Source organism: Bacillus nakamurai, assembly GCF_001584325.1.
GTDB lineage: Bacteria > Bacillota > Bacilli > Bacillales > Bacillaceae > Bacillus > Bacillus nakamurai.
Window position 1 is genome coordinate 86,788 of record NZ_LSAZ01000003.1, and the last position, 19,148, is coordinate 105,935.

Here is a 19,148-nt window from a genome sequence, read left to right on the forward strand (position 1 = left end):
CCGAATATAAAAAAGCTTGCAGAAACACTCTGCAAGCTGTTATTTTTCATTCGCAGCCGACGGCAGCTTCGTAAAGCCGAACTTTCCTCCGACTGCTTCTTTTACCTCATGAATGACGATAAATGATTTAGGATCTATCTTTTGGATATGATTTTTGATTTTTAACAGTTCATTCTTTTTAATGACAACATAGATAATGCGCTTGTCTTTACTGTCATAATATCCGTAGCCATAAAAAATGGTGGCGGCGTTTCCGTATTCACTGGTGATAGCCTTGGCAATTTCCTCGTATTTATCGGACATGATGGTCAGGGCTTTTTTATTGTGGAAGCCCTCAATAACGATATCAACGATTTTTGCGCACAGATAAACGAATATAAACGTATACAGCGTGTTATTGATGCCAATGGCGAAAACCGAAGCGAATATAATGACACAGTCCATATAAAACATGCTTTTTGAGATGTTATAGCCTTTCGTATAATTTAATAAATACGCTAAAAGAGTGGTCCCGCCGGTAGAACCGTCAGCAATGAAAATCAAAGCCAGTCCCGTCCCCATTAATAAAGCCCCAAACACAATACCGAGCACCATGTCGTGAACGCCAAACGGAATGAAGCTTACGAGGCTGAGAAAAACAGAAGTCATGCCTGTGCCGAGTATCGTGTATAAAATTGTTTTTTTCGCTAAAAATTTATAAGCCAATCCGATAAAAACAAGATTAACGACCAGAGTGGTGATGCTTGCAGGAATATGAAATAAATAATATAAAACGAGAGCGATCCCCACGGTGCTGCCGTCCCCTAATTGATTTGGGATTACAAAACATTCAACAGATGCAGCAATAAGAAAGGCTCCGATCATAATCAGCAGGATATCTTTACAAATTGTCTTCATGTGCAAACCTCCTCTGCAGTCAGAATGTATATAGCAAAATAAAAACGCCTCAAAAATTATCTAGTGAAAACTAAATAATTTCTAAGACGAACGCATGTTAAAGCTTGTCAGTTTACTCTGTAAAGAATGTTCAATATCGAAGATTATATAGACACCTGCACTTCTTGTCAATGCTGAAAAAATCGTTTTTCTGCTTAAGTGAAATGCAGATGTGATGCAATATTTTTTTATTTTAATAAAATAATTTAAGTTTTTTAAGCGGATTCTTTGTGTGTCAATGAAAAGGTGTGTTATATGATGACCAAGGGCCGTTACGGCCCTTGGCTTTTTAATGTGAAACTGCAATGACCCGATTTTACTCCGAAAACAAGTTCCTCGTCTGCCATTTATATTTTTGCTGGTAAACCAGCTTGAAAACATTAAAATAATAAAGAAAAAATTATGATACAATATACAAATGTTTTGCTGCTTTATGAGATTGTAAAGGAAAGGTGGGAACGATATGCTGCACAATCCGACTGGTAAAGAGCGGCTGGCGCTGGCTTTTCTTCTCGGCATGCTGGCTATACTGGGGCCGCTTAATATAGATATGTACTTGCCGAGTTTCCCTGAGATTGCCGAGGATTTAAGCGCCCGCGCTTCGCTTGTCCAGCTCAGTTTAACAGCCTGTCTGATCGGACTTACGATCGGCCAGATTATTGTCGGGCCTGTCAGTGACGCGCAGGGGAGAAGAAAGCCATTATTAATATGTATTTTTGCATTTGCCCTGTTTTCACTGTTTTGTGCTCTTGCTCCGAACATTACGACATTAGTCATTGCGCGTTTTCTTCAGGGGTTCACTGCGTCGGCAGGGCTTGTCCTGTCCCGTGCCATCGTCAGGGATGTATTTACGGGGAGAGAGCTTTCCAAATTCTTCTCGCTGTTAATGGTCATCACTGCCGTTGCGCCGATGGTGGCGCCGATGACGGGCGGCGCCATTTTACTGCTGCCGTTTGCATCATGGCATACGATTTTTCTCTTTTTAACCTTCATCGGATTTTTGCTTGTTCTGATCATTGCGCTCAAGCTGAAGGAAACATTGCCGCCGGAAAAGCGGATTCCAAGCTCAATCGGGAATTCCGTACGCACAATGGGCGGCTTGCTGAAGGACCGGTCATTTATCGGCTATGCGCTGACGGTCGGCTTTATTCACGGGGGCAGCTTTGCTTATGTATCCGGAACGCCTTTTGTATATCAGGATATTTACGGCGTCTCGCCTCAGGTGTTTAGTATTTTATTCGGCATAAACGGTTTGGCCATTATTACCGGCAGCTTCATTATAGGACGTTTCGGAGGGATCATTCACGAGAAAAGCCTGCTTCGGATCGGGGTCATCACAGCTATGCTTGCAACGGCCGTCCTGCTTGTCATGACGATGATTCACGGCCCGCTGGCAGCGCTGGTGATTTCAATTTTTATTTACATGATTACGATTGGTATGACGCTGACAAGCACGTTTACGCTGGCAATGGAAAAGCAGGGGCACCGCGCGGGAAGCGCGAGCGCCTTGTTGGGCATGCTGCCGCTGCTTCTCGGTTCCATCGTTTCGCCGCTTGTCGGCATGAATGAATCGACAGCGGTCCCGATGGGGGCTATCATGTTTTCGACGGCCGTTCTCGGTTCTATCGCCTTTTTTACATTAACAAAACAAACGGAAAAAGCGAAAAAGGAGTGAAATCATTTCACTCCTTTTTCATATGCAGTTATTCATATTTCTTTAATAATATGGCTGAATTATGCCCTCCAAAGCCGAATGAGTTGGAGAGGCCGATCGTTAATGCTTTATTCCGCGGGCCGTCCGTTACATAATCCAAATCACATACTGAGTCAGGATTCTCCACATTAATCGTCGGAGGGATGACCCCGTGTCTCAGACTTTCAGCCAGAGCAATGGCTTCAACCCCGCCGGCTGCACCCAGCATGTGGCCGAGCATTGATTTATTAGCTGTGACCGGGATGTCATAGGCAAGCTCTCCGAATAATTTTTTGATCGCCAGTGTTTCAGAAAGATCTCCGGCTTTTGTGCTTGTTGCATGGGCGCTGATGACATCAACTTCATCCGCTGACACATTTGCTTTCTTCAAAGCGTTTCTCATTGCTGCATATGCACCCGTTCCTTCCGGATGGGACGCCACCATATGATAAGCGTCCGAGCTTGCTCCGTAGCCGAGTACCTCACACAAAATAGGAGCATTCCTGCCGATTGCGCTCTCCAGTGATTCTAGTACTAAGATGCCGGCGCCCTCACTCATGACAAAGCCATCACGATCCGCATCAAACGGGCGGCTTGCTGAAGCGGGATCTTCATTTCTCGCTGATAACGCTTGGGCATTGCCGAAGCTTGCTAATGATAAATTCGTGATTGCCGCTTCCGCACCGCCGGCAAACATAATATCTGCGTCGTCGTTTCGAATCACGTTGAATGCTTCTCCGATAGATGTGTTTCCGATAGAGCATGCAGTGACGGGAGAGAGTGAAGGGCCGAGCGCGCCTAATCTGATGCTGATCTGGGCGGCGGCCGCATTCGAGATCATCATGGGCACCAGGCTGGGGCTGACTTTTCGGGGACCCCGTTCATTTAATACATGAACATTATCAATCAGTGTGGTGATTCCTCCGATTCCGGAGCCGACATAGACTCCGAGGCGTTCACGGTCAATCTTATCGAGCTGAATGTGTGAGCTTTCCAAAGCCTGTTCGGCCGCTGCTAAGGCAAACTGACTGAAACGGTCCAGCCGTCTAGCTTCTTTTTTACCCCATCTTTCTTCTGCGTCAAAATCACGGACAACTCCTGCTATTTTTGTTTTGGAGCTGGTCACGTCAAACGAATCTATTAAAGATATTCCGGATTTCCCTTGTATAAGATGATTCCAAAGTGTATTTACATCATTCCCCAGAGGTGAAATAACGCCCATTCCGGTTATGACAACTCTTTTCATGGTCATTCCTCCTTCAGTATGTTTCTATTTTAACCTGTCAGTATCCTATTACAAGTTGTTGTTTATCATAGTATAATCAATACTATGGTAAGAAAGGAGAGGTAACATGATACCTGAAGCGAGGCTTCAAGCCCTTTCAGAGTTTTTGAAAACGCAGCGGTCTAAAATTTCTCCTCAGATGGCCGGATTGCCGATGGGCACCCGGAGAAGAACACCTGGGCTTCGGAGAGAAGAAGTCGCCCAGTTAGCCGGAGTGAGCACGACATGGTATACGTGGCTGGAGCAGGGAAGAGACATTAAAGTGTCTGCAGCAGTGTTAGATGCGGTCTCAGATGCGTTACAGTTAAATAAAGATGAAAGAAATTATTTATACGCGCTTGCTTTAGATGAAGGCGTAAAACAGACTTTCTCCGCTGAAGAAGAAACCATTATCAGCCCGTCACTTTCGAAAATGGTGCAGGAACTCCGTTATTGTCCGACCATCATTTCGGACAGACGATGTCACATTGTGGGGTGGAATCAGGCAGCGGCCCATGTATTTTTAGATTTTGAACAAATCCCGCCTGAAAAACGGAATCTTATTGAGCTGCTGTTTTCCAGAAAAGAACTGCGAAGTTTAGCCGTGAACTGGGAGCACTTTGTGAAAGGATTCATTGCCATTTTCAGAACCTATTACGGTCAATATGTAGCGGACAAATGGTATTCTCAGTTTATTGAAAAAATGGAGCAAAACTATTCGGAATTTCATACATTGTGGAATGAGAGCGAGGTCAGCTCAGCCCCGGAAGTCTTAATTGAGTTTCGCCACGCAAAAGCCGGAAAAATGGTATTTAACCTGACTTCATTACAGGTGCAGGGCAACAGCGATTTACGATGCAGTGTTTATACGCCGGTAGAAAATACCGAAACAGAATCAAAGCTTAAACGGCTGATTGAAAACAAATAAAAATACGAGGGGCGCCGGCCCCCCCGTATTTAAAATAAAAGCATCAGCCCGGCGATGGCCGGAGTCAGAAAGATGGCTGACTTCAATATGAATTTCGGCACCAGGTTGGTGAATTTTGCACCGACATATGCGCCGCACATCGTCCCGATCAAAACTTTTACCAGCAACAGATAATCTACAAATCCTTCAGAAATATAACCAAGCCCTCCGCCGATTGCGAGAGGAATAATGACAAGCATGGTGGTCCCGACCGATTGGCGGATGGATAAATTCAAAAGAATCATCAAACCGATTTGAATGAAAGGAGCAGAACCGATACCGAACGTTCCCGACAGGATACCTGCGATGATTCCCAGTATTACGGCTTTCACCCACATGTGCAGATTGCTTTGCCGCTCGGAATTCACGGCTTTTTCTTTTAATACAAATAACCGGACTAAAATGAGCAAAGCTGATAAAAACAGCATTCCCGCAGTCATGTAATGCAGTAAATCGGCGGGAATAAGGGAAGTCAGTTTCGCCCCGAAAAATGAACCGAACGCCGCGAAGAAGCCGACGATGATGCCGATTTTCATCTGAATATTGCCTTCCCGATAGTGGCTGAATGCTCCCGATAAACTCGTAAATGCCATGCCGGCAAGGGAAGTCCCCAAAGCCGTATGAATCGGAATATGAAAAAGCATTGTTAAGAGGGCAATAACAAAACCTGCTCCCCCGGCTCCGATAAAACCGAGGATAATCCCAAGAAGAAACATAACGAGTATAATAAGCACAATTTTCTCCTCCATTTAGCTGTCTGAAAGATCTGTTCCATAAGAAAACACCGATTATAGGATTCGACCGTCGACCGTCGTTCAATATGTTTATGGTATCTCAAATTTGAGGTATTGACAAGAACAGTTTATCCCTTTCATAGAGAAACAGTCGGCCTACAGCTCTTTTACCATCACCTTTTCCCCGTTGCAATCCAGTTCTCCATTGTATTCAAAACCGAATTTTTGATAAAGGCGCAAAGCATGCTGATTATCCTCAAAAAGGCTTAAATAAATCCGTTTGCTCTTATATGACTCAGCAAGGTGCCGGATGAGGGCTTTGAGCATGATGCTGCCCAGCCCTTGTCCTTGATACCGTTCATCGATGAAATAACGGTCAAGCCACACTCTGCCATATTCATTCTCTTCATCATACTCAGGAAACCAGCCGTACATGGCAAAACCGACCAAATCTCCATCACGATAAAGGCCGGCTGGATGATAGTATCGGCATTCCTTTGCCTCCTTTAAACATTGCTCAGTTGTCTCTATATATGATGTTTGGCTCTCGCTCACATGCAGAGCCAGTATATCGGCACGATTCTCTTCCGTGACCGCTTTTATCTCAATATTCATACCGGATTCTCCTCTTTCGCTTTTTCTGTGACGGGTGAAAAACCCTTCCATTTGTAACGCCCGAACATAATAAACAGAGCCGTCAAGCCTTCAGATAACGGAAAGGCCAGCCAGATGGACATGCTTCCGAATAACATGGGCAGCGTAAAGAGCAAGGGGATAAACAGAATAAGGCTTCTGGCTAAAATAATGATAGATGAAAGCTTGATTTTTTTTATCGCCTGATAATACTCAGCATAAACCATATTCATCCCCAAAAATACATAGCCGATGAAGTAAAGGGCCATCCCTTTTCGCGTGTAGTCTGAGACGTCACGGGGCATATCGCCGAAGAAACGAATCAGAGCATCACCGAAAAAGAGGCTCATGATCCAAAAAAACACGCCGAATACAAGACCTGTCCCAATCCCTAAACGCAAAAACCGCCGTAAGCGGCCGTTCATATGCAATCCATAGTGGAAGCTGACGATCGGCTGAAGCGCAGAACCGATTGCAATGAATATGACAAGAATCACGGTATGCAGATTGTTAATGATGGCAAATGCCGTAATGCCGGAAGCGCCTGCAAAATGCAAAAATGATAAATTACAGCAGAGTGTCATAATCGCGGTCGAGCCTTCGATGATAAAGCTCGGCAGGCCTGTTTTCAGAATGCCGTACATCGTTTTCCGATCCGGTTTGAACCGGATGATCCGTAAGACGCTGTTTTTCCGCAAAAAATGTGTCAGCAGGACGAGTAAACCGATGATTGTGGCAAAAGCAGTGGCGTAGGCCGCCCCCTTGATGCCCATATCCATTTTAAAAATGAAAATATAGTTTAATATCATATTAAAAACGGATGTGATCACAAGCCCGGCCATCGCTAAATTGGGATTGCCGTCATTGCGGATAAATATGCTCAGTATATTTTCAATGACATAAAACAGCGCGAATCCCAAGAGGATCGTCAAATAATCCGCAGCAAGCGGTAAAATTCCGCCTGATGCGCCAAGCGCCTTTGCAATCCATTCAGCATGGAAAAAAGAAACCGAAGCAAGCGTGCCGATAATTACAAGAGCCAGCACAAGAGAGTGTGTGAAGATATGCCGGGCTTTTTGCGTTTTTCCTTCTCCAAGGGCGATAGAATAAAGAGCTGCTCCGCCAATGCCGATTCCGAGTGAAATGGAAAATATCACGGAATAGGCGGGAACGCTGATGTTAACAGCCGCTAAAGCCTCAGGGCCCACCCCGTGGCTGACAAACAGCCCATCCGCTAAAATATTGACCGCCATGAGAAACATCCCGATACAAGAGGGAATTAAATAAGAAAGAAATAATCGGAATGGCTGAGTATTTGTCATCTTAACAGATGCTGTATTCATGTTTTCACCTATCCTTTTCATGTAAGGTTATTTGTGAATCAACCTTCTCTCAGATACAATGAACATCATAAAGTATATGGTTGCCGTATAGTCAAGGAGGTATTATGAGCGAAGACATCAGAAAATATTTCACAACGGGTGAATTTGCGAAACTGTGCCATGTGAAAAAACAGACATTGTTTCACTATGATGAGATCGGCCTGCTGTCTCCTGAAATAAAAAAAGACAATGGGTACAGATATTATTCCTATAATCAATTTGAACTTTTTCAAGTGATCGGCTTGTTTAAGGAGGTCGGTGTCCCGTTAAAGAACATAAAACCGCTCTTAAAAGGCAAAACCCCGGGTGAAATCGTATCGCTTTTAAAAGAGAAGTCTTTAGAAATCGAGAACAAAATCAAGAAGCTCGAGCACTTGCAAACGATGATTCAGACAAAAGTGAAGCTGACGGAACAAGCCTTGGAAACAGATTTTTCCTCTGTCTCTTTTCAGCATTTAGATGAAGAAAAAGTCATGATCGGCCGCCCTGTATTAAACTTGCCGGAACGAAAATACATTGCTGCCATTTCGGAGCTTATCCGCTATGTACAATTACATGAATTGGACGAGGGATACCCGGTCGGCGGAATAATTGCGCGGGAGCAGATTCTCAAAAAAGAATTCTACAATTACACCCATTTTTATATGAAAATCAGAGAAGGAATAGAGAATATAAACTACCATGTAAGGCCAAAAGGGCTGTATGCCGTCGGATATCAGAAAGGAGACGAAGCAGAAGCGGCCTACGCCAGAATGATTCAATTCATTGAAGAAAATGGATTGCAAATGGGTGACTATGCATATGAGGAATATATGCTGGATGAAGTGGTGGTGGATGGAATTGAAAATCAAATCACAAGAATCCAGCTTCAGGTCAAAAGCAGGCAGGATTGACGGGGGCGGTAATTTACGGCAGGTAACAAACCATGTATGATAAAAAATCAGCTTGAAATTGAGGTGAGACAAAATGTTTTTAGCACCCTTATTTGAACATGATTGATTAAACGGGTTCCTGACCGTTACTTACCGCTTGTCATTACAACGTATTCCATTTAGTTGCAACTGTCATCCTGACCCCGTTTGTCACGGGACCGATGCAGGAAATCCGCATATCTCAGCTCGCCCGCCCTGAAATTTGGGGAGGACTTTTATATTTGGGGGTTATCTCAACCGCCTGCGCATTTATTCTCTGGTGAATCGGGGATTACAATTGTTAAATGCAGCAAGCGGAGGTGTGTTTTTCTTCTTTCAGCCGTTAGCGGGAACCTTGCTCGGCTGGCTTCTGCTGGAAGAAAAGGTCGGCGGAACATTCTGGATCGGAGCATTCCTTATTCTCGCCGGGGTACTGCTGGTGATGAAAGAAAAAAACTGAATTGTATTGAAATAAGCCATTCATTGATGAATGGCTTTTTCTGATTCACATTTTGATAGAGGAATTGCTCAAGGTATACAGAAGGAATAAGTTAGAAAACTATTTCCTAAGGATTGTTTCCATTCTCACGGATTCGGCTTTTCCGTTTTCTATCAAGACAAACCCGTGAGTGAGTGTACTTCTATCTTTACAGGAGGTAAGCGCGCGGAAATGGATATCGCGACTCAAGCGGGTTTCAGGGGGGAGGGGGTTGGCCCAAATGACCGCTAAGACATTTATCAATCATTGTCTCACATGTGAGGCCCCAGGTGGGATTGTGATGTCAACAACATGGCCCCAGTCTCATTGGCGGAAAAACTGGGATTTAATGAACCGGCAGCATATTCTGTATTCGTGAAAATATAAAGATCGGCGGGTGATGTAAATGGAGCCTAAATGGCTTGAATGGGCGAAGCAGCTTCAATCCATGGCGCAAGCGGGACTGGCCTATTCAAAGGATATTTATGATATAGAAAGATTTGAAGAAATAAGAAAGATAAGCATTGATATCATGGCACATCATACCGAAATCGATAAAACGATAATCAAAGATGTATTTGCCGGTGATACGGGCTATGCCACTCCGAAGGTTGATATAAGAGCCGCGATTTTTAAAGATCAAACCATATTAATGGTCAAAGAAAAAAGCGACGGCAGGTGGGCATTGCCGGGCGGATGGGCCGATATCGGATTATCTCCGGGCGAGGTTGCTGCCAAGGAAGTAAAAGAAGAATCAGGGCTTGATGTGAAGCCGGTCAGATTGTTAGCTGTGATGGATAAGAAATGCCATGCCCATCCGCCGTCTGCCGCCCACGTTTATAAAATGTTTATCCAATGCGAGATCATCGGCGGACGGCTTCAGCAGGGAACTGAGACAAGTGCGGCCGCCTTTTTTGCGGAAACGGAACTGCCGCCATTATCGGCGCCCCGAAATACGAAAGATCAGATTGAAAGGATGTTTACATATCTCAAACATCCTCAAGAACCCGTTTATTTTGATTAGTGTGAAGAAAGATATCAAGGGGGCCGGTTCAAAACCATTTCATTTGTGAATGATCCGGCCTGTGATGAGAAAACGGAATGATGAGAGAAGAATAAATCAATCAGGCCGGATTTAAGAGTCTGCCTGTTTCGGTGCGGTGCGCCCCTTAAAAAACCGTTTTTGAAAAATCTAAAATCCTGCGGGCAGTCTCTTCCGGTTTTTCCTCGGGGACATAATGGCCGCAGCCTTTTACCTCATATCCGCTGACCTCACGAATCGATTCTCTCCATGTGTCAAACACAGGAAGGCCGGCTAAGTTCCCTTTCTCTCCCCACAGCAAAAGTGTTGGGACATCAAGTTTTTTCTGCAATTTCTTTTCCGAACGATATCTCGGCAAATCAATTTGATAAGTCGCTCTGTAGTCATTGAGTGCCGCTTGGACAGCGCCGGGCTGCTTCCAGGCGGCTAAGTACTGATCCCAGGCGCCGTCTGATGTCAGCAGATCAAAAAGCCCGTCGCCTCTGCTTAATAAAAATCTCAAATATTCCTCTTCTTTCCCTTGAATTAATTCTTCCGGCAGATGAGGAACGACCTGAAACGTCCAGTGCCAGTATTTTTGTGCCGCTTCAGCTGCCGTTAGAGAATCATAGACATATTCAGTCGGCATAATGTCAATGAGCACAAGGCCGGCCGCCAGTTCTGGGGAATCTAAACAGAGCCGTCTCGCCACCCTTGCGCCTCTGTCATGCCCGGCAATTAATGCTTTTTGAATATGCAGTCGGCGCATCAGGCCTTGTATATCGCTTGCCATCGTTTTGTTATCATAGCCGTTTATGCCGCTTGGCTTTTCAGAATCGCCGTAGCCCCTCAGATCAACGGCGATGACTCTATGAGAAGCGGCAAGCGCCGGAATTACATAACGCCACGTCACCCAGCTCTGCGGAAAGCCATGCAGGAGAATGACAGGGGGAGCATCCTCTTCTCCCGCAAAGACGTAATGAAGGCGGATGCCATTTACCTCAATTGAATCATGGGCCACATGTTTCTCAAAATGCTCACGAAAAGAATCCATTTTCTCTCTCCTCATAAAATTATTTTTTTATTTGAGAAATAATAGCGGAAGTGACGTCCTCTGTTGAATGATGTCCTCCGACATCAGGGGTTAAGAAACCATTGTTTGTGACTGTTTCAATCGATTGTAAAAGATGGCTGCCCAGTTCTTCTTCCCCGAAAGAGTCGAGCATCAATTTCGCAGTCCATATTTGGCCTATCGGGTTAGCGATGCCTTTACCGACAATATCCGGAGCCGACCCGTGAACAGGCTCAAACATTGACGGGTATTTACCGTTGACATTTATGTTCGCTGCCGGAGCGATACCGACACTCCCCATAATCGCTGCTCCGATATCAGTTAACACATCTCCGAACAAATTCGATGCCACAATGACATCAAAGCGTTCCGGGTGAGTGACAAAAAAGGCGGCTAACGCATCAATATGCTGTGAATCGGTCTGAATATCGGAGTAATCTCGGCTGACTTCTTTAAAAATGTCATCCCAGAAAGGCATAGAGTGAAATATTCCGTTCGATTTGGTCGCGCTAGTGACATGTTTTCTTCGATTTGATGCCAAATCAAATGCATACCGCATCGCTCTTTCCGTTCCTTTTCGTGAAAAGATTGCGTTTTGAATGGCAATTTCGTCTTCGCCCTGAAACATTCTGCCGCCGACAGAGCTGTACTCGCCTTCACTGTTTTCACGAACGACTAATAGATCAAAATCCTTCGGGTTTACGAGGGGTGATGTGATTCCCGGCAGCAATTTTGCCGGACGCACATTAATCACCTGCTCAAATTCCCGGCGGATCTTAATGAGCAATCCCCATAGCGAAATATGGTCAGGGACGAGTTTTTGATTTCCCACCGCTCCTAAAAACAATGCATCAAAATGTTTTAATGTTTCTAATCCATTTTCAGGCATCATTGTTCCATGTTCTAAATAATACTCGCAGCTCCAAGGGAAAGAAGTGAAATCGAATTCAATGCCTCCATGTATTGCGGCGATGGCGTTCAATACACGCTCCGCTTGCGGCACAACTTCTTTGCCGACACCGTCTCCGGGGATGCTGGCAATGCTGTATTTTTTCATGATCAACTCACCTCTGGAATCATTTGTTTCCGGTTTACTGTAGTCCGTCGACCGTCGTTTGGTACAAATCCATCTTACTTCACATCCGATATGTTGACAAGCTCCGGAATGTTGCTTCCGCAGATAAACTGTTATATGATTTTGATAATAAAAAGGCCCAATTTGTTGAAGAGGTATGAAACATGGATAATTTTAAATTAGATAAGCCAACTCCGTATTATCTGCAATTTTATTCCCAATTGAAAAAAATGATTTTCAACGGGACGTTCAAACCGGGAGAGCGGCTGAATGAAACACAGCTGGCGAAAGATTTCGGAGTGAGCCGGTCACCGATCAGAGAAGCCATGCGGCTGCTTGAGAAGGACGGCTTGCTGACGGCAGACGATAGAAACGGCTTTGTGATATATTCTTTGTCCGTTAAAGATGTTGAGGAGATTTATAAAATCAGGATGTCGCTTGAATCCCTGGCGGTTGAACTCGTCATCGATGAAGCGGCAGACAGCGAACTCCAATTGATTGAAAAACAGCTTCAGGACACAGAAGAAGCAATCAATACCGGCGTAAAAGAGGCTGAGATCATCGCCTTAAACGAAACATTTCATCATCTGCTTGTAGATTTCAGCCACAACAGCCATCTGGCCAAGCTGCTTGAGCATGTCAATGTGCTGATTCATTTTTGCAGAGTCCTTAATTTTAAAGGGGATAACCGTGCGGCCGTTATTTTGAATGAGCACCGGAAAGTCTTCGAAGAAATGAAAAAAGGCAATAAAACAAAAGCCGTGCAATATATGACCGACCATCTGCAGCATGATTTGGAGCATCTAAAAGGCGTGCTGAAAGAGAAAGAAGCAGATAGATGATGACAAAAGACAAGGAGCGAAGAAGCCTTGTCTTTTTGTGACGCAAAAAAAGCAGTGTGTCACTGAATCGCCATAAAGTACAGGCGCCCAGGCCTTCTTGCAAAGGATGTTCCTTGCATGAACTTTTCCGCTTATTTTATGATGGCTGTGGAAGCAGCGTAAAAAGGGCAAAGGAGCTTGAGAAATGGCAAAACATATTTTAATGATAAATTTTCCGGCAGAAGGCCATGTGAATCCTACGTTAGGTGTGACAAAGGCTTTTGCCGAACAAGGCGATCACGTTCATTATATTTCCACAGAAAAATTTAAAAGCAGACTGGAAGGCGTAGGCGCGACCGTCCATCTTCACCGTGATCTGCTCAGAACGGCGCATATTGAACCGGGCACCCCAGCAGGCATTCTTTCTTTTTTAAAGATCCATATGAAAACATCACTGGACATTTTAGGCATCGTACAGCGATTATCAAAAGACATTCAATTCGACGCCGTGTATTATGATAAATTCGGTGCGGGAGAGCTGGTCAGAGATTATCTCAAAATTCCCGGAATTTCTTCTTCGGCATCGTTCTTATTTAGCGAAGACCGCCTGAAAATATTGCCTCTTCACCCGGAATCCGGCGTGCCGTTCAAATTGGACCGGGAATGTGAAGAGCTGTTGGCGGAGATGAAAGAAAAATACGGGGCAGCGCCTGACAATATGGTTCAATTTATGAATAATACAGGCGAGTTAAACATCGTCTATACAAGCCGATACTTCCAGCCTGAGAGCGAGAGGTTCGGTGAAGACTATTATTTTATCGGTCCCAGCTTTCCGAAGAGAAAAGGAAACATCGACTTCCCGATCGAAGCATTAAAAGATGAGAAAGTGATTTATATATCAATGGGGACGGTGTTAGGGAATACGGAAGAGTTTTTCAGCCTGTGTATAGACGCTTTTGCTGATTTCGAAGGCAAGGTCGTCATTGCGGCCGGAGAAAAAGCCGATCTGTCCAAAATAAAACAAGCGCCAGCGAACTTTATCATCGCTCCGTATGTCCCGCAGCTCGAGGTATTAGAACAAGCGGATGTGTTCATTACTCACGGGGGAATGAACAGTGTAAATGAAGGCATTCATTTTAATGTGCCGTTAGTGGTGATCCCGCACGATAAAGATCAGCCGATGGTCGCGCACCGGCTGACCGAGCTGCAGGCAGGCTATACAGTCCCGAAAGATAAAGTAAGCGCAAAGGCGTTAAAACAAGCGGCGGAAGAAGTACTGCACAATGAGAAATACAAAAATGGAATTCAAGCGATCAATGAAAGCTTTGAAGATTGCTTAGCTATGAAGGACGTCATGGCGCGGATTGGTGAGTTTATAGAGAAAAAAACTAAATAATCTCCGCCCAAATCAGCCTGTTTCCGCGGTTAAAGGGGAAACAGGCTTTTAAAAAGGATTTTCTGGCGGTAAGCTCCGCATCACAAGAGCCAGAATAGACTCCGATCTGCCGGCTGCCATCGGCGGTAAACACTGACTGACGCCTGAGACGCAGTGTGCCAGTTTTTTCGGCGGATAAAGAGCACCAAAGGCCGATACAAGAGCCTGAGACGGCATTTCATCTTTTGTTCATATTTTATTAAAAGTTTATCCACTCCTGTCCTTTACAGTGATAAGTAACAATGACGCGCTTGAAAGGGGATAAGATGATGAATATTAATATGATGAACAGAGAACAGTTTGAGAGCGGTTTAGAGGAGGTCGGCTGCCGGCATCAAGCGGAAGATATCATCGAAAAAATGAAAGACCGTGACGGAATACGCAACTTCGTCCGAACGCTTCCTTATTGAAATCCAAACCAAGATGAATCAATACAAAGCGGTTGTCTATGCGATGGAAATGGCCGGTGCACAGGAAGGCGAGAAGCATGTTGAGTTTGAGGCTTGCACCTTACTGTGTGAATAAAAGGACCCTTTAGCAGGGTCCTTTTATATAATGTAAACAACGTGTGAAAATGTGTCTGGGCTTCCCGCCGCTTTACATCTATCGTGATCGTACGGCCTTGAAGCTCGGTTTCGGGCAGCCGGGATAAAAAAGACAAAGACCTTCACGAACCGCCCGAATAATCCTCCATAGGTATTTCTTCTTGCAAGATAAGAATGTCCTTCTTGTCCTGGCTGATATGATCTTTTTTGCCTTTGCAATAATGCTGTACGGCCATCCTCTTCTTTTATAATCTCCTCTTCCCATTGCCCTGTCATTTCGGAAATTCTAAACGGCAGTGATGAATCAATAGAGCGGCTAAGGAAAAGAAATAATAGTGAGAAAGTGAACATAAGCGGGTAGCGATATTCTTTTTTCATTTGAACTCTCCAGTTACAGCTATTTTTATATCGGACCTTAAAATGAATTATTAAAGGTAAAATATTGAAACTTATCATAACAGCCTTCCGTATAACAAAAGAGACTAAGGGCAGAAACAGTGTCTTGCAGAGGGGGATGAGTGTGAACAATAAGAAAAAACAAGCTTTTGAAGACCTTTTTAGCGCTTTAGGAGAGAAACATGAAATAAACGGGGCGGTGTTGGCAGCGGAAAACGGCCGAATCTTATATCAGGGTTCGTTCGGCGATGCAGAGCTGAAAACAAACAGGCCGCTAAATGACCAATCGATTTTTGAATTGGCATCAGTATCGAAGCCATTCACGGCTCTGGGGATGATCATTTTAGAGCAGCAAGGGAAGTTAAGGTATGATGATATGATAGAGCGCTGGCTTCCCGATTTTCCGTATCCGGGTATTACCATTCGCCATTTGCTGCAGCATACATCAGGTTTGCCGGATTATATAGAGTTGTTCCTTGAACATTGGGACCGGGACAACATTGCCGTTAATCAGGATGTTATAAATATGCTCTAAAACATAGGCCGGCTGCTTATTTCCCGCCGAATGAAGGCTGGCTTTACAGCAATACGGGATATGTTGTTTTAGCGGTTATCATTGAAAAAGCATCGGGTATGAGTTTTGCTGAATTTATGAAACATGCCGTATTTCTTCCCCTTGGTATGAGCGGTACGCGGGTTTATAACAGAAGATTGAACAACGAAAACATTCCGAACTATGCGTATGGCTATGTGTACGATGTGCATTCCGGTGAATATATACTGCCTGATGAACTCGAGGAAACCAATTATGTCGTCTATCTTGATGGGATTCAAGGTGACGGAACCGTCAACTCCAGCATAAGAGATTTATATTTGTTTGATCAAGCTCTGTATACGGAAGAAATCATCAGCAAAGACTCAAAAGATCAAGCCTTTTCACCCGGCTATTGGAATGAAGAGGAGGACTTCGGATATGGGTTTGGCTGGGTGATTCAAAACAGCCCCGACAAAGGGAAGATCATGAGCCACAGCGGAGGCTGGCCGGGCTATTCCACTCTGATGCTCCGGTATACGGATCAAAATAAAACACTGATTTACCTCAGTAATATGGAACAAGAAGATCAATTTGAACAAGCGGTGATTGCCGCGGCAGAAAATATCTTATTTGATCAGCCGTATGTGATACCGAAACGTCCGGCGGATCAGAAAAAAGCAGACATCAATCCGGCGATTTACAGCAGGTATATCGGCACTTACTTATTTCAGGATGATACACATGCATCTGTGACGGTAACAGAAGACCGGCTTATATGAAAATAGACGGACAAACGCCCTTCGAATTATTCCCGCTTACAGAAACGCGTTATTTCGTCCGGGCGCTGCCGGTTGAAATTGAATTTGCGGCGGATAAAGAACAAACCGCAGCACATTTTGTCTTGTTTCAGGACGGCAGGGAAGAAACAGCGGTGCGCTTAAACTAAATGTATGCAAACTAAAATCGCCGTCTTCAACAGACGGCGATTTTTAATAAAAGGTCAGGACCCTTTCACTACGTGAAATTTTCTTTTCGGCTTTGCCATAAAAATAGAAGAGAAAATCATAGCCCCAAGCATCGTTATGTATTCCATATAAAGTGAAACGTCTGCCAATACAATCCCCGTAACCATCAAAATAACGCCCAATACCACCGTAAAAACCTTCGTTTTCAAGATGAGATCCCCCCATTTGCTAATAATTGAATTATACAGCATTTCCATTAATGTGTACATTTTGTGAACAAATTCACCTGTTCAATGACGCAATTTTATATTTCCAAGGATCATATAGAGGTTTTTCGGGACTCCATAGAGTATAGAAGCTTTAGGGTTGTCTTCATTGGTGATAAAAACAAAGAAAAATTTGGTTTTACGAAAGAGTCATAAGGGTAAAGTAAAAAAATCATAAGGTAAAGGAGCTTGAAAATGAAAGCGAAATCATTCTTATTCGGCATTTTTCTGCTTATTCCCGTCTTGGCGCTTGCAGGGTGCAACAGCCAATCGTCGGGCAGCAGCCAAAAAGGACAAGACAAAGATATGCACTCTCATGAAGACATGAACCACTCAGGCACATCCGAAGTGCCGAAGGGATTAAAGGAAGCCGAAAATCCGACTTATAAAGCAGGCAGCGAGGTCATGATTCTGGCTTCTCATATGAAAGGCATGAAAAATGCACAAGGAACTGTAACCGGAGCTTATGATACGACTGTCTACAGCGTGTCATATACACCGACAACGGGAGGAAAACGTGTTGAAAACCACAAGTGGGTCATTCAGGAGGAATTGAAGGGCGCCGGCGATAAAACGTTAAAACCGGGTGATAAAGCCACATTGGAGGCTTCCCATATGAAAGGCATGAAGGGAGCGGAAGCCGTCATTGACTCAGCCAAAAAGACAACCGTTTACATGGTCGACTATACACCGACAACTGGCGGGAAAAAAGTAACCAATCATAAATGGGTGACAGAAGACGAGCTTACATCCGCAAAATAAAGAAACCGCAAAAGAGCCAAAGGACTGCCTTTGGTTTTTTTGCGGTCTTTTCTTCATGCAGATTTATTTTTCAAAGCGGGCCTTGTTAAAGAAAATACGGCTAACCCGACAGCGATGATGACAATCAAACCTCCGCACCATGCCGTTGATACGACGGAGCCTGTTTGTCCGATCACACCGCCCCCAATGGCTGACCCGAGCGCAATGCCGATCTGTAAAGCAGAAGTGTTAAAGCTCTGCTGAATATCGGAAGATTCAGGGGCAATACGGATTAAATAGCTTTGCTGCGCAGGCGCGAGGCTCCAGCTGAGCAATCCCCAAATGACCATCGCAGGCAAGAAAATAACCAGAGACACCGTCGTTAACGGAAGAATGAACAGAATAACGGCAAATGATACGGTCACAAGCAAAATGCTTTTAAACGATCCTAAACGGTCAGAGAGCCAGCCTCCAAACGGTCCTCCGCATACCGCTGATATCCCGAAGAGGAAGTAACATACACTGACCCATACAGAATTCAAATGAAGCGTCGCTTCTAAAAAGGGCGCAAAGTAGGCATAAAGCGTGTAGTGCCCGGCCAATGTAAACAAGGTGACAAGATGTGCGCTCGCAATTTTGGCGCTGCCGATCGTCTTGATTTGCTCACGAAACGGAATCATCTTTTCTGCCGGTATTTTCTCAAAAAAGATGCTGATAATGAGCATGGAGAGAAGAGATAATAATCCGATCCCTAAAAATAACACACGCCAGCCGAAGGAATTGCTGATGATAATTCCGAGCGGTACCCCTAAAGCGATTGCGGAGCTGAAGCCCATGAAAATAATGCCGATCGCCCGTGCTCTGTATTCAGGGGCGACGATTTTAGGCGCAATGGTTAAAGACAGAACCACAATCAGCCCAGTGCTCATGGAAGCGAGCACCCGCGACACCATAAGCATGGTGAAATTCGGGCTGAAGTAAGCGACAAGATTACTTAAAAAGAAGATAAACAGTGCAATTAAATAAAGCCGCTTTCGTTCAGCCTTTGCCGTCGCTGCTAGGAGCAGCGGACCGGAGATGGCATAGCCAAGAGCAAACACGCTGATCAGCTGTCCCGCGCTCACAATGGATATGTGCAAATCGGAAGCGATTTGTGGGAGGATGCCGCCCACAATTAATTCAACCAATCCGACTGAAATTGTAGATGCTGCAAGCAGAAAAACTTTGAAATTCATATACAGTTACTCCTTTTTTATTTTTTAGAAAATAAAAAATCCT

At 44.5% G+C, this 19,148-nt stretch carries 19 protein-coding genes and 3 pseudogenes; 11 read left to right on the top strand and 11 right to left on the bottom strand.

Features of this window, described 5'->3' with window-relative positions:
• Window positions 1–39: 39 nt before the first annotated feature.
• The gene (locus AXI59_RS02150) at window positions 40–897 is read right to left on the bottom strand and encodes a YitT family protein (protein ID WP_061521489.1); all 858 of its coding nucleotides are present in this window, start codon (window positions 895–897) and stop codon (window positions 40–42) included.
• A gap of 502 nt (window positions 898–1,399) precedes the next feature.
• Here AXI59_RS02150 and AXI59_RS02160 point away from each other — a divergent pair.
• Window positions 1,400–2,611 carry a Bcr/CflA family efflux MFS transporter gene (locus tag AXI59_RS02160; RefSeq protein ID WP_061527250.1) on the top strand — a complete coding sequence of 404 codons (1,212 nt, stop codon included), beginning with the start codon at window positions 1,400–1,402 and terminating at the stop codon, window positions 2,609–2,611.
• 28 nt (window positions 2,612–2,639) lie between these two features.
• On the opposite strand, the gene fabF is transcribed toward AXI59_RS02160, so the two are convergent.
• Entirely contained in the window at window positions 2,640–3,875 is a 1,236-nt protein-coding gene (gene fabF, locus AXI59_RS02165) for a beta-ketoacyl-ACP synthase II (RefSeq protein WP_061527251.1), read from the bottom strand.
• A gap of 106 nt (window positions 3,876–3,981) precedes the next feature.
• Between fabF and AXI59_RS02170 the strand changes: the two genes are divergently transcribed.
• A complete protein-coding gene (locus AXI59_RS02170) occupies window positions 3,982–4,821 on the top strand; it encodes a helix-turn-helix transcriptional regulator (protein WP_061522384.1) in 840 nt (279 codons plus the stop codon).
• 29 nt (window positions 4,822–4,850) lie between these two features.
• Here AXI59_RS02170 and AXI59_RS02175 read toward each other — a convergent pair whose 3' ends face one another.
• The 3 genes from AXI59_RS02175 to AXI59_RS02185 form a co-directional block, all read right to left on the bottom strand.
• Window positions 4,851–5,594: a sulfite exporter TauE/SafE family protein gene (locus tag AXI59_RS02175; protein WP_061527252.1), complete on the bottom strand. Its 744-nt coding sequence runs from the start codon at window positions 5,592–5,594 to the stop codon at window positions 4,851–4,853.
• A 156-nt stretch (window positions 5,595–5,750) separates the two neighbouring features.
• A complete protein-coding gene (locus AXI59_RS02180; RefSeq protein ID WP_061527253.1) occupies window positions 5,751–6,209 on the bottom strand; it encodes a GNAT family N-acetyltransferase in 459 nt (152 codons plus the stop codon).
• Window positions 6,206–7,591: an MATE family efflux transporter gene (locus AXI59_RS02185; RefSeq protein ID WP_338022773.1), complete on the bottom strand. Its 1,386-nt coding sequence runs from the start codon at window positions 7,589–7,591 to the stop codon at window positions 6,206–6,208. Before AXI59_RS02185 ends, AXI59_RS02180 begins: the two co-directional genes overlap by 4 nt.
• A gap of 83 nt (window positions 7,592–7,674) precedes the next feature.
• On the opposite strand from AXI59_RS02185, the gene AXI59_RS02190 reads away from it, so the two are divergent.
• The 4 genes and pseudogenes from AXI59_RS02190 to AXI59_RS02200 all read left to right on the top strand — a co-directional run bounded on the left by AXI59_RS02190 (window position 7,675) and on the right by AXI59_RS02200 (window position 10,022).
• Window positions 7,675–8,502 carry a MerR family transcriptional regulator gene (locus AXI59_RS02190; RefSeq protein WP_061527255.1) on the top strand — a complete coding sequence of 276 codons (828 nt, stop codon included), beginning with the start codon at window positions 7,675–7,677 and terminating at the stop codon, window positions 8,500–8,502.
• Window positions 8,503–8,604: 102 nt separating this feature from the next.
• Window positions 8,605–8,980: pseudogene (locus tag AXI59_RS02195) on the top strand (DMT family transporter); the annotation flags it as partial.
• 126 nt (window positions 8,981–9,106) lie between these two features.
• Window positions 9,107–9,250, top strand: a pseudogene (locus AXI59_RS20985) (GNAT family N-acetyltransferase); the annotation flags it as partial.
• Window positions 9,251–9,404: 154 nt separating this feature from the next.
• Window positions 9,405–10,022 carry an NUDIX hydrolase gene (locus AXI59_RS02200; protein ID WP_061527256.1) on the top strand — a complete coding sequence of 206 codons (618 nt, stop codon included), beginning with the start codon at window positions 9,405–9,407 and terminating at the stop codon, window positions 10,020–10,022.
• Between the two features lie 145 nt (window positions 10,023–10,167).
• On the opposite strand, the gene AXI59_RS02205 is transcribed toward AXI59_RS02200, so the two are convergent.
• The gene (locus tag AXI59_RS02205) at window positions 10,168–11,073 is read right to left on the bottom strand and encodes an alpha/beta fold hydrolase (RefSeq protein ID WP_061527257.1); all 906 of its coding nucleotides are present in this window, start codon (window positions 11,071–11,073) and stop codon (window positions 10,168–10,170) included.
• A gap of 19 nt (window positions 11,074–11,092) precedes the next feature.
• A complete protein-coding gene (locus AXI59_RS02210) occupies window positions 11,093–12,148 on the bottom strand; it encodes a tartrate dehydrogenase (RefSeq protein WP_061527258.1) in 1,056 nt (351 codons plus the stop codon).
• Window positions 12,149–12,330: 182 nt separating this feature from the next.
• Between AXI59_RS02210 and AXI59_RS02215 the strand changes: the two genes are divergently transcribed.
• From AXI59_RS02215 to AXI59_RS20250, 3 genes are all read left to right on the top strand, one after another.
• Window positions 12,331–13,008 carry a GntR family transcriptional regulator gene (locus AXI59_RS02215; RefSeq protein ID WP_061522393.1) on the top strand — a complete coding sequence of 226 codons (678 nt, stop codon included), beginning with the start codon at window positions 12,331–12,333 and terminating at the stop codon, window positions 13,006–13,008.
• A gap of 184 nt (window positions 13,009–13,192) precedes the next feature.
• Window positions 13,193–14,383 (top strand): macrolide family glycosyltransferase, encoded by a 1,191-nt coding sequence (locus AXI59_RS02220; protein WP_061527259.1) that lies wholly within the window; start codon window positions 13,193–13,195, stop codon window positions 14,381–14,383.
• Window positions 14,384–14,688: 305 nt separating this feature from the next.
• The gene (locus tag AXI59_RS20250; protein ID WP_240491476.1) at window positions 14,689–14,832 is read left to right on the top strand and encodes a hypothetical protein; all 144 of its coding nucleotides are present in this window, start codon (window positions 14,689–14,691) and stop codon (window positions 14,830–14,832) included.
• On the opposite strand, the gene AXI59_RS20795 is transcribed toward AXI59_RS20250, so the two are convergent.
• Together AXI59_RS20795 and AXI59_RS19920 are read right to left on the bottom strand one after the other, a co-directional pair.
• Window positions 14,826–15,083, bottom strand: a complete 258-nt coding sequence (locus AXI59_RS20795) for a DUF4944 domain-containing protein (RefSeq protein ID WP_156476209.1) — start codon at window positions 15,081–15,083, stop codon at window positions 14,826–14,828. The genes AXI59_RS20250 and AXI59_RS20795 overlap by 7 nt on opposite strands.
• Entirely contained in the window at window positions 14,971–15,345 is a 375-nt protein-coding gene (locus tag AXI59_RS19920; protein ID WP_061527260.1) for a hypothetical protein, read from the bottom strand. Before AXI59_RS19920 ends, AXI59_RS20795 begins: the two co-directional genes overlap by 113 nt.
• A 142-nt stretch (window positions 15,346–15,487) precedes the next feature.
• Between AXI59_RS19920 and AXI59_RS02235 the strand changes: the two are divergent.
• Window positions 15,488–16,844: pseudogene (locus tag AXI59_RS02235) on the top strand (serine hydrolase).
• Between the two features lie 54 nt (window positions 16,845–16,898).
• Here the strand turns inward: AXI59_RS02235 and AXI59_RS19925 are convergent.
• A complete protein-coding gene (locus tag AXI59_RS19925) occupies window positions 16,899–17,072 on the bottom strand; it encodes a hypothetical protein (RefSeq protein ID WP_167348353.1) in 174 nt (57 codons plus the stop codon).
• 252 nt (window positions 17,073–17,324) lie between these two features.
• Between AXI59_RS19925 and AXI59_RS02240 the strand changes: the two genes are divergently transcribed.
• Window positions 17,325–17,891, top strand: a complete 567-nt coding sequence (locus tag AXI59_RS02240) for a YdhK family protein (RefSeq protein WP_061522399.1) — start codon at window positions 17,325–17,327, stop codon at window positions 17,889–17,891.
• 53 nt (window positions 17,892–17,944) lie between these two features.
• Here AXI59_RS02240 and AXI59_RS02245 read toward each other — a convergent pair whose 3' ends face one another.
• The gene (locus AXI59_RS02245) at window positions 17,945–19,105 is read right to left on the bottom strand and encodes an MFS transporter (protein WP_061527261.1); all 1,161 of its coding nucleotides are present in this window, start codon (window positions 19,103–19,105) and stop codon (window positions 17,945–17,947) included.
• Window positions 19,106–19,148: the final 43 nt, after the last annotated feature.